12 protein-coding genes are annotated in these 12,301 nt (G+C 74.9%); 9 read left to right on the top strand and 3 right to left on the bottom strand.

Annotated features, from left to right (window positions below; genetic code table 11):
• The first annotated feature begins 51 nt into the window (after positions 1-51).
• From aroA to AB0F58_RS15505, 4 genes are all read left to right on the top strand, one after another.
• Entirely contained in the window at positions 52-1,353 is a 1,302-nt protein-coding gene (aroA, locus tag AB0F58_RS15520; protein WP_357142767.1) for a 3-phosphoshikimate 1-carboxyvinyltransferase, read from the top strand.
• Positions 1,354-1,561: 208 nt separating this feature from the next.
• A complete protein-coding gene (rsgA, locus tag AB0F58_RS15515) occupies positions 1,562-2,443 on the top strand; it encodes a ribosome small subunit-dependent GTPase A (RefSeq protein ID WP_357143238.1) in 882 nt (293 codons plus the stop codon).
• Positions 2,444-2,467: 24 nt separating this feature from the next.
• A complete protein-coding gene (gene hisN / locus AB0F58_RS15510) occupies positions 2,468-3,271 on the top strand; it encodes a histidinol-phosphatase (protein WP_357142766.1) in 804 nt (267 codons plus the stop codon).
• Positions 3,272-3,330: 59 nt separating this feature from the next.
• A complete protein-coding gene (locus tag AB0F58_RS15505) occupies positions 3,331-4,338 on the top strand; it encodes a hypothetical protein (protein ID WP_357143236.1) in 1,008 nt (335 codons plus the stop codon).
• Here the strand turns inward: AB0F58_RS15505 and AB0F58_RS15500 are convergent.
• Positions 4,296-5,495 carry a glycosyltransferase gene (locus AB0F58_RS15500; RefSeq protein ID WP_357142765.1) on the bottom strand — a complete coding sequence of 400 codons (1,200 nt, stop codon included), beginning with the start codon at positions 5,493-5,495 and terminating at the stop codon, positions 4,296-4,298. The genes AB0F58_RS15505 and AB0F58_RS15500 overlap by 43 nt on opposite strands.
• 231 nt (positions 5,496-5,726) lie before the next feature.
• On the opposite strand from AB0F58_RS15500, the gene AB0F58_RS15495 reads away from it, so the two are divergent.
• The 3 genes from AB0F58_RS15495 to AB0F58_RS15485 all read left to right on the top strand — a co-directional run bounded on the left by AB0F58_RS15495 (position 5,727) and on the right by AB0F58_RS15485 (position 8,134).
• A complete protein-coding gene (locus AB0F58_RS15495) occupies positions 5,727-6,713 on the top strand; it encodes an SDR family oxidoreductase (protein WP_357142764.1) in 987 nt (328 codons plus the stop codon).
• Between the two features lie 59 nt (positions 6,714-6,772).
• On the top strand, positions 6,773-7,492 hold the full coding sequence (locus AB0F58_RS15490) for an ATP-binding protein (protein ID WP_357142763.1): 720 nt from the start codon (positions 6,773-6,775) through the stop codon (positions 7,490-7,492).
• A 69-nt stretch (positions 7,493-7,561) separates the two neighbouring features.
• A complete protein-coding gene (locus AB0F58_RS15485; protein ID WP_357142762.1) occupies positions 7,562-8,134 on the top strand; it encodes a DUF5709 domain-containing protein in 573 nt (190 codons plus the stop codon).
• 29 nt (positions 8,135-8,163) lie between these two features.
• Here AB0F58_RS15485 and AB0F58_RS15480 read toward each other — a convergent pair whose 3' ends face one another.
• Both AB0F58_RS15480 and AB0F58_RS15475 read right to left on the bottom strand, forming a co-directional pair.
• Positions 8,164-8,829: a response regulator transcription factor gene (locus AB0F58_RS15480; RefSeq protein WP_357142761.1), complete on the bottom strand. Its 666-nt coding sequence runs from the start codon at positions 8,827-8,829 to the stop codon at positions 8,164-8,166.
• A gap of 55 nt (positions 8,830-8,884) precedes the next feature.
• Positions 8,885-10,126 carry a DUF5931 domain-containing protein gene (locus tag AB0F58_RS15475; RefSeq protein ID WP_357142760.1) on the bottom strand — a complete coding sequence of 414 codons (1,242 nt, stop codon included), beginning with the start codon at positions 10,124-10,126 and terminating at the stop codon, positions 8,885-8,887.
• Positions 10,127-10,247: 121 nt separating this feature from the next.
• Here AB0F58_RS15475 and AB0F58_RS15470 point away from each other — a divergent pair, with 121 nt between their 5' ends.
• Together AB0F58_RS15470 and glpK are read left to right on the top strand one after the other, a co-directional pair.
• Positions 10,248-10,709, top strand: coding sequence for an ATP-binding protein (locus AB0F58_RS15470; protein WP_357142759.1), 462 nt, complete (start codon positions 10,248-10,250; stop codon positions 10,707-10,709).
• Positions 10,710-10,742: 33 nt separating this feature from the next.
• Positions 10,743-12,215 (top strand): glycerol kinase GlpK, encoded by a 1,473-nt coding sequence (gene glpK, locus AB0F58_RS15465; protein WP_357142758.1) that lies wholly within the window; start codon positions 10,743-10,745, stop codon positions 12,213-12,215.
• The last annotated feature ends 86 nt before the right edge of the window (positions 12,216-12,301 follow it).

Here is a 12,301-nt window from a genome sequence, read left to right as displayed (position 1 = left end):
GCGGCGGACCGGCCCCGTCCACCGGGGCCGGGAAACCGGCAGAATGTGACCGTGGGGAATCTGACCGCGACCCGTCCGTTGCAGCCGTGGACCGCACCGACCGCCAGTGACCCGGTCGCGGCGACGCTCCGCCTGCCCGGCTCCAAGTCGCTGACCGCCCGGGCCCTGGTGCTCGGCGCCCTGGCCAGCGGGCCGTCCACCCTGTTGGGGGCGCTCCGGGCCCGGGACACCGAGCTGATGGCCGGCGCGCTGCGGGCGATGGGCGCGCACATGTCGATCGCCGACGACGACCGCTGGCTGGTCCGGCCGCACCGGCTGGTCGGTCCGGCGCACGTCGACGTCGGCCTGGCCGGCACGGTGATGCGCTTCGTGCCGCCCGTCGCCGGGCTGACCGACGGCCGGGTCACCTTCGACGGCGACCCGGCGGCCCGGACCCGCCCGCTCGGCCCGCTGGTCGGGGCGCTGCGGTCGCTCGGCGTCCGGATCGACGCCGTCGGTCCGGGCAGCCTGCCGCTGACCGTCCTCGGCACCGGCCGGGTGACCGGCGGCGAGGTGGTGATCGACGCCTCCGCCTCCAGCCAGCTCGTCTCCGGGCTGCTGCTGGCCGCCGCGCGCTTCGACCGGGGCGTGGTGGTCCGGCACGTGGGTCCCCCGGTCCCGTCCGCGCCGCACCTGCGGATGACCGTGCAGATGCTCCGGGCCGCCGGCGCGGCCGTGGACGACGGCACGCCGGACGTCTGGACCGTCGAGCCCGGTCCGCTCAGCGGGCGGGTCTGGGAGATCGAGCCGGACCTCTCCGGCGCCGTCCCGTTCTTCGCCGCCGCGCTGGTCACCGGAGGTGAGGTGACTCTCCGGGGCTGGCCGCGCAGCAGCGCCCAGCCGGTCGAACGGCTCCGTGCGCTGCTGCACGAGATGGGCGGGGAGGTGACCCTCTCCACGGCCGGGCTGACCGTGCGGGGCACCGGCGCGGTGCACGGCATCACCGCCGACCTCTCCGACGTCAGCGAGCTGACCCCGGTGCTGACCGCGCTCGCCATGCTCGCCGACTCCCCGTCGGTCTTCACCGGCGTCGAACACATCCGGGGCCACGAGACCGACCGGATCGCCGCGCTGGCCCGGGAGTTCGCCGGGCTCGGCGCGGACGTCACCGAGTCCCCCGACGGGTTGGAGATCCGGCCCCGGCCGCTGCGCGGCGGAACCTTCCGCACCTACCACGACCACCGGATGGCGCACGCCGCCGCGGTGACCGGACTGGCCGTGCCGGGCGTCGAACTCGACGACGTGTCGTGCACCTCCAAGACCATGCCGGAGTTCCCGGCACTATGGTCGAGGATGGTGACCGGCGGGAACTGACGGACAGGGGGCGGTCCTGGCGACCAGACGACGGCGCGAGTACGACGAAGAGGACGTGCGGGTCCGGCCCGGTCGGTCCTCCCGTCCGCGTACCCGGACCCGCCCCCAGCACGCCGACGCGGTCGACGCGTTCGTGATCGCCGTCGACCGGGGCCGGTACACCTGCGTCCTCCCCGACGACGACCCGGAGACGCCCGTCGTCACCGCGATGCGCGCCCGCGAGCTGGGCCGCCGGTCGGTGGTGGTCGGTGACCGGGTCGGTCTGGTCGGCGACACCTCCGGGGCGGACGGCGCGCTGGCCCGGATCGTCCGGATCGACGAGCGCCGCTCGGTGCTGCGGCGCACCGCCGACGACGACGAGACCACCCCCGAAGGGCGGTTGGAACGCGTCGTGGTGGCGAACGCCGACCAGCTGGTGATCGTCAACTCGCTGTCGGACCCGCCACCGCGTACCGGTTTCATCGACCGCTGCCTGGTGGCCGCGTACGACGCGGGCGTCGAACCGCTGCTCTGCCTGACCAAGGCCGACCTGGCCGGCCCGGAGGCGGTCCTCGGGTACTACACCGAACTGGACCTGCCACACGTGCTCGTCCGGCCGGACTCCGACCTGACCGAGCTGCGCGAACTGCTCGCCGGACGGATCTCGGTCCTGGTCGGACACTCCGGCGTGGGCAAGTCGACACTGGTCAACCGGCTGGTGCCGGCGGCCCACCGGGCGGTCGGCACGGTCAGCGCGATCGGCCGGGGCCGGCACACCTCGACCAGCGCGGTGGCGCTGCGACTGCCCCCGGTACCCGACACCGACACCGACCCGGGCTGGATCGTGGACACCCCCGGGGTGCGCAGCTTCGGGCTGGCGCACGTCTCGGCGGAGAGCCTGCTGCACGGCTTCCCCGACCTGGTGGAGGCGACCGCCGACTGCCCGGCGAACTGCGAGCACACCGCCGACCAGGAGAACTGCGCGCTGGATGCCTGGGTGGCCGCCGGGAGGGCGGACGCGCGCCGCCTGGCGTCGTACCGCCGGCTGCTCGCCTCGCGGGCCGGGGAGACCGACGTGCGGACGGAGGCCGACCCGCACGGCCCGGCGTGACGGGGACGCCGCTACCGTCACCCCATGACCGGGTACGCCGACGACCTCGCCCTCGCCCACCTGCTCGCCGACGCCGCCGACGCCGTGTCGACGGCCCGGTTCCGCGCGCTCGACCTCCGGGTGGAGGCGAAGCCCGACCTGACCCCGGTCTCCGACGCGGACACCGCCGTGGAGCGGGAGATCCGCGCCCTGCTCGCCACGCACCGCCCGGCCGACGGCCTGATCGGTGAGGAGTACGGCGAGCAGCCCGCGACCGGGCCGGCGGGACGGCGCTGGGTGGTCGACCCGATCGACGGCACCAAGAACTTCGTCCGGGGGGTGCCGATCTGGGCCACCCTGGTCGCCCTGCTCGAGGGTGACCGGCCGGTGCTCGGGCTGGTCTCCGCCCCGGCGCTGGGGCGGCGCTGGTGGGCGGCGACCGGCGCGGGCGCGTACGCCGGTCCGGACGCCGCGCACGGCGAGCCGATCCGGGTCTCCGGGGTGGCCCACCTCGCCGACGCGAGTTTCTGCTACGCCTCGCTGGACGCCTGGGAGGCGACCGGACGGCTGGAGCCGATGCTCCAGCTCATGCGGGACACCTGGCGCAGCCGGGCGTACGGCGACTTCTACGGCTACATGCTGCTCGCCGAGGGGGCGCTGGACGTGATGGTCGAGCCGGAACTGTCGCTGTGGGACATCGCCGCGCTGGTGCCGATCGTCACCGAGGCGGGCGGCGCCCTCACCGACCTGGCCGGTACCCCCGCTCCCGGCGACGGCAGCTCGGTGGCGACCAACGGCGTTCTGCACCCCGACATCCTCGACCGGCTGGGTCGGCCTACCGAGCGCTGAACCGGGGCACCAACTATCCTCGCCGGGTGTCTACCTCCGGTTGGTGCTTCCTCGCGGCGATGATCGTCGCGTACGGCGTCGCCAACCTCCTCCAGTCCGTCGCCGCCGCGCGCACGACCGTGCACCAGAGCTTCCACCCGGGCCTGCTGCTGCGGCTGGCCTGCCACCCCACCTACCTGGTCGGACTCACCTTCCAGGTGGCCGGGTTCGTGCTGGCCTTCCTGGCCCGCCGGGACCTGCCGCTCTTCCTGGTACAGGCCAGCGTGGCGGCCGGGCTGGGGGTCACCGCGGTGTTGGGCGTGCTGGTGTTGAAGTGGCGGCTGCCGAGGGCCGAGGTGGCGCTGCTCGGTCTGCTCTTCGGCGGGATCACCGCGCTGGTGCTGGCCGCCCGCCCCGCGCCGTCCAAGCAGCTCGGTGCGGCCGGGCTGGTCGGTCTGACGGTCACCCTGGCCGCCGTCGCCCTGCTCGGCTTCTTCGCGGTACGCCTGCACGGCGCGCCGGGTTCGGTGGCGCTCGGCTCGCTGGCGGGGCTGGCGTTCTCCGCCGCCGCGGTGGCCGCCCGTCCGCTGGCGTCGGTGCACTCGACCGAGGCCTTCCTCCGCGACCCACTGCTCTACCTGCTGATCGCGCACTCGGTGGTCGGGCAGCTCCTGCTCGGCCTGGCGATGCAGCGCGGGTCGACCACGGCGGCGGTGGCCGCGATGGACGCCGCCGGGGCGGTGCCCGCCGCGATCGTCGGGCTGCTCCTGCTCAACGACAAGATCTGGCCCGGCCGGGAGTGGCTGGCCGCCGTCGGCTTCCTGGGCACCCTGGTCGCGGTGATCGGCCTGACCCGGTACGCCGAACCGCAGCACCACCGACCGGCCGCCGACCGCCGTGTCCGGCCGGTCCTCCCGGCCGCGCGGGTCCCCTCCCACCCGTCCCACCTCGGGGTCGAGGTGGCGGCAGGGGCCTCCTCCTCAGCAGCGGGTGGTGGCCGGGGGCCCCTGCTACCACCCCGGCACGCCGCTCACGCCAGCGCCGCTCACGCCTCCACCGGTTTGCGGCGGCCGACCACCCGCTCGTAGAGACGTTCCAGAGCGCTGGCGGTCCGTTCCCACGTGTAGCTGCACCGAACCCGGTCCACCGCCGCGTGCCCGTAGGCGAACCGGCTGGCGTGGTCGGCGAGGAGACGACGCAGGGCCACCCCCAGGACGCGGACGTCCCCGGGCGGCACCAGCCGTCCGGTGACCTCGTCCACCACCGCGTCGGCGATGCCGCCCATCGCGTAGCCGACCACCGGCACACCGCAGGCCATCGCCTCCAGCGAGACCCGCCCGGCGGAGGCGTAGTGCGGGGTGCACACGACCACGTCGGCCGACCGGTACCAGGTGGCCATCTGGTCGTGCGGCACCGCGCCGATCAGGCGGACCTGCTCGGCGACGCCGGCCCGTTCGGCCAGCTCGCGCAGCCGGCGGGCCTCGGCGTGCCGGCCGAGCTGCTCGAGCGGCGGTCCCCCGGCGATCACCAGTTCCGCGTCGCCGACCAGCCGCATCGCCCGGACCATGTCGTCATGGCCACTGGACGGGGTCAGACCGCCGACGGTGAGGATCCGGGGCCGCTGTTCCCGGGGCGCGGCCTCCCCGTCGGGGTGGAACTGCGTGGTGTCCACCCCGGTCGGCACGAGCGCCACCGAGGCCCGTTGCAGCCCCATCCGGGTCAGCTCGTCGACCTCGTCGTTGCACTGGGCCACGGCCATGTCCACGGCACGGGTCAGGGCCCGCTCCAGCGGGATCCGCTCCCCCGGCCCGGAGTACTCCCGACCGAGGTGGCGCAGCTGCTCGATGCCGAGCGAGTGGAAGGTCTGCACCACCGGCACGTCGCCCTCCATGGCCGCGTGCGCGGCGGCCAGCCCGCCGACCCAGTAGTGCCCGTGCACCACGTCCGGATGCCAGTCACCGGCCCACCGTTCGGCGAGCCACTGGCCGAACTCGGCCACGTACGGCACCAGCCGGGCGGTGGGGGTGGGCGCGGGCGGACCGACCGGGACCAGTTCCAGGCGGTAGCCGTCCCGGTCGACGGACGCGGGCACGTCGGGGTCGACGCGTCGTTCGTAGAGCCGGACGTCGTGGCCACGGACGGCGAGTTCGGCGGCGATCCGGGCGATGTGCTGGTGTGTGCCGACGACAGGACCGTCGGCACATCGGACGGGCCCGGCGTGCGCGCAGACTAGGCCGACGCGCATGGTCACCTCCATGCGATCACGAGCTACGGTCCTCCGGTCAGAGGGTCCCATTAACCTGGGGCCAAGGAGTCGAAACCTGGCAGATCAGGATCGGTCGGACCGGTGACGGGCGGCGATGCCCCGTCCGGAACACCCGCCCCGTCCGCCCCGACGAGGCTGTACCAAAACCGCGAACAGGAAGAAAACGTCGCGGGCAGGTATGCAACGGGTGCACGGGGGTACCGCCGAAGAATGCCTCTCACCCGCAGCCTCGACGATTCGACCGTGGTGATCACGGGAGCTTCCAGCGGCATCGGCGCGGCGACCGCCTGCGCCCTGGCCCGCCGGGGTGCCGCCGTGGTGCTCGCCGCGCGGAGCGCGGGCGCCCTGGAGGAGGTGGCCGAGCGCTGTCGACGGGCGGGCGGGCGGGCGCTGGCCGTGCCCACCGACGTCACGGACCCGGCGCGGGTCGGGCATCTCGCCGCCGCCGCGGCGGCGGAGTTCGGCCGGATCGACGCCTGGGTGAACAACGCGGCGGTCAGTGCGGTGGGGCTGTTCGACGAGATCCCGGCCGACGAGTTCCGCCGGGTGGTCGAGGTGAACCTGCTCGGCGTGGTGCACGGCACCCGGGCCGCGCTGCCGTACCTGCTCGCGGCCGGTGGCGGGGTGGTGGTCAACAACGCCTCGGTGCTGGCCGAGGTGGCGATGCCGTACCAGTCGGCGTACAACGCCACGAAGCACGGGATCCGGGGGTTCGCCGACACGGTCCGGCAGGAACTCCGGGTCACCGGGCGGCACGCCGTGTCGATCTGCACGGTGCTGCCGGCCAGCATCGACACGCCGTTCTTCGCGCACGCGGCGAACCACACCGGCCGCGAGCTGACCCCGCCCCCGCCGGTCTACCCGCCCGAGCTGGTGGCCGAGACGATCGTCCGGCTGATCCGCCGGCCCCGCCGGGAGGCGTACGCGGGCGGAGCCGCGCGCCTGCTCGGCCTCCAGTGGCGGCTGACCCCGGCGCTGACCGAACGGGTCCTGGGCTGGTACGCCGCCCGCACCCAGCTCGGACCGGCGGTCCACCCCGACAGTGGCGGCAACGTGTTCCGGGCCGACGCCACGGCCGAGCCGGAAGGCGGTTGGCACGGTCGCCGCCGGCACCTGGTCCGGGCCGGCACCGCCCTCGGTCTCGCCGCCGCCGGCACCGCGGCCGTCCTGGCCCGACGCAACCGGTCGGAGCCGTGACCTCGCCCCCGGACCGGCCGGATGCGCGCCCCCCTGGTGGCGTGCACAATAGGGCGACTATGCCGACGGACGTGCGCTGCGAGGGGGAGACGGACGGACCCGCACTGGTCCGGCTCACCGGAAGGCTGGACGGCACCGGTGTGGTCGAGGTCCGGGACGCCCTCCTCGCCCGACTCGGCGACCACCCCGGTCCGGTGGTGGTGGACGTCTCCGGGCTCCGGATCACCGACCCCGCCGCCCGTACGGTCTTCGCCGAGGTCCGCCGGACGGTCGCCGACTGGCCCGCCGCGGATCTGCTCGTCTGCGACCCGGCCGGCGGCTGGACGGTCGACGGGGCACCGGTCTGGTCGAGTCCGGACACGGCACTCGCCGGGCTGCCCTCCGGTGACGCGCTCACCCTGGACCTGCTGCCCGCGGTCGGCGCGGCCCGGCAGGCGCGCGAACTGGTCGCCGCCAGCTGTGCCCGGTGGGGTCTGCCCGACCTGATAGAACCGGGGATGATCGCGGTCACCGAAATGGTCAACAACGTGGTGGCCCACGCCCGGACCCCGATGACGGTGCGGCTCGCCCCCGGCCACCGCGTGCTGCGGCTGGGCGTCCGGGACCACTCCCCGCGCGCACCCCACTACACCGGACCCGCCCCGCTGACCTCGACCGGTGGCCGGGGGCTGCTGCTGATCGACACCGTGGCCCGGCGCTGGGGATGCACTCCGCTGCCGGAGGGGAAGCTGGTCTGGGCGGTCCTGCACGCCGAGGACGAGGTGAATCCGACCGGCTAGTCCCCTTCTGTCACCGTCTCGGCGGCCCGGACGCGGTTACGCCGGGTGGGCAACGGGTAGGGACCAACCATGCGCGACGACGAGTACCCGACCCCCGTGTCCGACCCCGAGGCGGACGGCCTGCCCGACACCGCCGACGACGACTCCACCGCCAACGACGACGTCGAGACCGGTCGCGAGGCGGACGGCCCGGACCCGGCACAGCTGCCCGGCGACCGCACGCCGGTGGCGGTGGACCGGTTCGGTTCCACCGCCGAGGAACAGCTCGACGGCGAGTCGCTGGACTACAAGCTCGACCGGGAACGGTACGAGCGTCCGGCCGACGACCCGCTGGCCGGCCCGGTCGACCCGGACATCGCGGCCGAGGCGGACAGCGAGGAGGCCGCCGCGCAGGCCCAGCTCGACGCCGACGTGATGAATCCCGGTCCCACCTCCGACCCGCACTCCCCGGTCTCTCTCTACGACCACGGGCAGCTCGGCGGGGTCGGCGACGCCCAGGTCGGACGGCTGGTCGAGCCGGACGAGGGGGTACGCAGCGACACCGAGACCGACTCCGTCGCCTACGACGCCGGGGCGGCCGGCGGTGGGGCGAGCGCCGAGGAGCTGGCCATCCACGAGACCCGCCCGCCCGAGGCGCACTGACCCGCCGCCCGGCGCAAGGGGGGTCGGGCTCAGTCGTCGAGGCCGCGGGAGATGGCGTAACGGGTCAGCTCGACCCGGTTGTGCAGGTGCAGCTTGCCCAGCGTGTTCTGCACGTGGTTCTGCACCGTCCGGTGCGACAGGCCCAGCCGCGCGGCGATCTGCTTGTACGACAGCCCCTTGGCGACCAGCCGCAGCACCTCGGTCTCCCGGTCGGTGAGCCGGGGTGCTGCGTCGTCGCCGGTCGGCGTGCCCGGCCGGGCGGCCAGCCGGCGGTACTCGCCGAGCACCAGGCCGGCGAGGCCCGGAGTGAAGACCGCCTCCCCGCGCGCGGTGCGCCGGACGGCGTCCAGGAAATCGGCCGCCGCAGCCGACTTCAGCAGGTAACCGGTGGCGCCGGCCTTCACCGCCTCCAGCACGTCCTGTTCCTCCCCGCTGGCGGAGAGCATCAGCACCCGCACCTCGGGCAGCGCCGCCCGCAGGCCACGGATCACCTCGACCCCGCCCGCGTCGGGCAGGTGCAGGTCGAGGACGACGACGTCGGGTCGGGCGGCGGGGGCGATCCGGACCGCCTGACGGCCCTCGCCGGTGCTGGCGACCACCAGGTGACCGGCCTCGGTGAGGTCCCGGGCCACCCCGTTGCGCCACATCGGGTGGTCGTCGACCACCATCACCCGGACCACCTCGACCTCGCCCATCCCGCCACCCTAGGCCGCCGTCGGGGACGACGGCCCCACCGGTCGGCCGGTCGGCTCACCCGCGGGGCACCACCAGCTCGATCTCGGTGCCCTCGCCCGGGACGGAGGTGATCGTCGTGCTGCCGCCGAGGTCGGCCAGCCGACCCCGGATCGACTGGGCCACGCCGAGACGTCCCTGGGCGGCGGCCTCGTCCAGCCGGCCGGGAGGAATACCCGGGCCGGCGTCGCGGACCGAGACGCGCACCAGCGTCCCCTCGTCCTCCAGCAGCACCCAGGCTCTGCCGTCGGCGTGGCGGGCGACGTTGTCCAGGGCCGCCGCCACGGCGGCGGCCACCTCCCGCGCGGCGTACGCCGGCAGCGGTACCGCCGTGGCCGGGGCGGCCAACGACACCGCCGGCCCGGCGAACCGGCGGAGCAGGTCCCGCAGGTCGCGCGGCCCGTCCTCGGCCGTGCCGCCACCCGGCGCGGCGCCCGCGCGTCCGGCTGCCGGGTCCCCGGACCGGCCGGCCGCCGGACCGGACGACGACGCGGCGACCAGCGACGAGCCGGGAGCCACCGGCCCGAACGGCGGCCGGGGAGCCGGCGGGCCGGTGGCGATCAGGGCGCGCAGGGCCGCCTCCTGCTCGCCGGCGAGCCGGGCCAGTTCGCCGGCCTCGCCGTCGAGCTGTGCGCCGCGTCGCTGTACCAGCGCCAGCACCTGCAGCACCGAGTCGTGGATGTCCCGGGCGAGCCGTTCCCGCTCCCGGGTCGCCGCCTCCAGTTCGACCGCCCGCTGCAACCGGTGCCCGGCGGTCACCGCCAGCCGGGCCACGTGCCCGACCACCACGCCGGCGAGCAGCAGCAGGACCACACCGTTCAGGGCCGACGGGCTGAACCAGCCCCGGACCACGAGGTCACCGGCGCCGAGCACCAGGGCGGCCACCGCACCCCGCCGCCGGCCACCGGAGACCGCCCAGGCCAGCACCGGGCCGCCGAGCCAGGCCACGGCGAGGGCGGGTACCCCGGCGGCGAGCGCCGCGGGCCCGACCACCCCGGGGCTGAGCAGCAGGATGCCGAGGACGACGCCGAGATCCGCCAGGAGCAGTGGCCAGCCCCGCCGGGCCGGGCGGGCGTACGCGTACGCGGTGAACGCGGTCCAGCCGGCGATCGCCGCCAGCACCGGTCCGGCGGCCAGCGGGTGGGCGTACCGGTCGTGATCGCGCAGGACCACGACGCAGACGTACCCCAGGGCGGCGACGCGGTAGACGGCGATGGCCCGCCAGAGCGGCACCTCCAGCCCGCCGGGCGGGGTCGACATGGGCAGCAGGATGCCACATCGACGTCAGGGGGCGACGGATTCGTGACGCGCCCCACGACATACCCTGACGTAGGGTGGAAATGCCACGAAAAACCTCGAGACCCCAGCGGCGGTGCGGGCCATGACGAACGCCGAACGTCGCACACCGCGTACGGTGGTGCCCATCGAACGTTCCCTGCTGATCGCCGAAGCCTTCGACCAGGCCCAGGTGACGGAGTTGCGACACTCCGTCACCTCCTGCGCGCATGCCACCGGACTCGCCGGTCAGCGCCTGGACGACTTCGTACTGGCCGTCAACGAACTGATCACGAACGCGGTGCGGCACGGCGGCGGCCGGGGCTGGCTGCGGCTCTGGCGGGACGGGAACAGCGTGCTCTGCGAGGTCTCCGACCACGGCCAGGGGATCAGCGCCCAGCGCCTGCACGACCGGCGGCGGCCGGCCCCGGACACCGCCGGGGGCTGGGGGCTCTGGCTGGCCCGGGAACTCAGCGACAGCATGCAGGTGGAGACCGGCCCGGCCGGCACCACCGTACGGATCAGCACCGCCCTCCAGGCCCCGCAGCCCACCGGGCGCGGGGACTGACGCGGGCGGCCCGGCACCGGTACGGTGCTCCGGGTGACCCCGGAACACGTCGCCGCCATCGATCAGGGCACCACCTCCTCCCGCTGCATCGTCTTCGACCGCGCCGGGGAGATCGTCGCCGTCGCCCAGCGCGAGCACCGGCAGGTCTTCCCGCAGCCCGGCTGGGTGGAGCACGACGCCGAGGAGATCTGGACCAACGTGGAGCGGGTGGTCCGGGAGGCGCTGACGGACGCCGGCCTCGGCCCGGAGGCGCTCGCCGCGGTCGGCATCACCAACCAGCGGGAGACGACGGTCGTCTGGGACCGCGCCACCGGTCGGCCGGTCGCCAACGCGATCGTCTGGCAGGACACCCGCACCGAACCGATCCTGCGGGACCTGGACGAGGAGCTGTTCCGCTCCCGCACCGGCCTGCCGCTGGCCACCTACTTCGCCGGGCCGAAGCTGCGCTGGCTGCTCGACCACGTCGACGGGCTGCGGGAACGCGCCGAGGCCGGTGAGGTGCTCTTCGGCACGATGGACAGCTGGCTGATCTGGAAGCTGACCGGCCGGCACGTCACCGACGTGACCAACGCCAGCCGGACCCTGCTGATGGACCTCCGCACCCTGGCCTGGGATCCGGAACTGCTCGACGCGCTGGGCGTGCCGGCCGGCGTGCTGCCCGAGATCCGCTCCTCCGCCGAGGTGTACGGCACGGCGTCCGGCGTGCTCGCCGGGGTGCCGGTGGCCAGCGCCCTCGGCGACCAGCAGGCCGCCCTGTTCGGGCAGACCTGTTTCCAGCCCGGTGAGGCGAAGTGCACCTACGGCACGGGCAGCTTCCTGCTGCTCAACACCGGGGCTTCCCCGGTGCCGTCGAGCCACGGCCTGCTCACCACGGTCGCCTACCGGATCGGCGGGCAGCCGGCGACGTACGCGCTGGAGGGGGCGATCGCGGTCACCGGGTCACTGGTGCAGTGGCTCCGGGACAACCTCGGGCTGATCTCCACCGCCTCCGAGGTCGAGGAGCTGGCCCGCACCGTCGACGACAACGGCGGCTGCTACGTCGTCCCGGCCTTCTCCGGGCTGTTCGCCCCGTACTGGCGCAGCGACGCCCGGGGCGTGGTGGCCGGGCTGACCGGCTACATCACCCGGGGACACCTGGCCCGAGCGGTGCTGGAGGCCTCCGCCTGGCAGACCCGCGACGTCGTGGACGCGATGAACGCCGACTCCGACGTGGCGCTGCGCCGGCTGCGGGTGGACGGCGGGATGACCGCCAACGCGCTGCTCATGCAGTTCCTGGCCGACGTGCTGGAGGTGCCGGTGGTGCGGTCCCGGATCACCGAGACCACCTGCCTCGGCGCCGCGTACGCGGCCGGCCTGGCGGTCGGCTTCTGGCCGGACCTGGCCACCCTGCGCGGCCAGTGGCGGTCCGACGCGCAGTGGACGCCCGACATGGACGCGGGTCACCGCGAGCGGGAGCTGCGCAACTGGCACAAGGCGGTGCAGCGCACCCTTGACTGGGTCGACTGACCGGTACACCGCCGCACCGACTGGAGAGAACCGCCGGGTCCGGGGGCACCCTCACCGACCGGGGCGAGCCGGGCGCCCCCAACGGC

Origin of the sequence: Micromonospora sp. NPDC023956 (assembly GCF_040639195.1) — a bacterium.
Lineage (GTDB): Bacteria > Actinomycetota > Actinomycetes > Mycobacteriales > Micromonosporaceae > Micromonospora.
This window is presented reverse-complemented; position numbering and strand designations above follow the sequence as displayed.

What these genes read in the sequence shown, in the direction of transcription:
- hisN (WP_357142766.1), top strand. Translation starts at nt 2,468, where the DNA reads ATGACCGGGTACGCCGACGACCTCGCCCTCGCCCACCTGCTCGCCGAC.
- AB0F58_RS15470 (WP_357142759.1), top strand. Translation starts at nt 10,248, where the DNA reads ATGACGAACGCCGAACGTCGCACACCGCGTACGGTGGTGCCCATCGAA.
- AB0F58_RS15500 (WP_357142765.1), bottom strand. Translation starts at nt 5,495, where the DNA reads ATGCGCGTCGGCCTAGTCTGCGCGCACGCCGGGCCCGTCCGATGTGCC.
- AB0F58_RS15480 (WP_357142761.1), bottom strand. Translation starts at nt 8,829, where the DNA reads ATGGGCGAGGTCGAGGTGGTCCGGGTGATGGTGGTCGACGACCACCCG.
- AB0F58_RS15495 (WP_357142764.1), top strand. Translation starts at nt 5,727, where the DNA reads ATGCCTCTCACCCGCAGCCTCGACGATTCGACCGTGGTGATCACGGGA.
- AB0F58_RS15490 (WP_357142763.1), top strand. Translation starts at nt 6,773, where the DNA reads ATGCCGACGGACGTGCGCTGCGAGGGGGAGACGGACGGACCCGCACTG.
- AB0F58_RS15475 (WP_357142760.1), bottom strand. Translation starts at nt 10,126, where the DNA reads ATGTCGACCCCGCCCGGCGGGCTGGAGGTGCCGCTCTGGCGGGCCATC.
- AB0F58_RS15505 (WP_357143236.1), top strand. Translation starts at nt 3,331, where the DNA reads ATGATCGTCGCGTACGGCGTCGCCAACCTCCTCCAGTCCGTCGCCGCC.
- rsgA (WP_357143238.1), top strand. Translation starts at nt 1,562, where the DNA reads ATGCGCGCCCGCGAGCTGGGCCGCCGGTCGGTGGTGGTCGGTGACCGG.
- AB0F58_RS15485 (WP_357142762.1), top strand. Translation starts at nt 7,562, where the DNA reads ATGCGCGACGACGAGTACCCGACCCCCGTGTCCGACCCCGAGGCGGAC.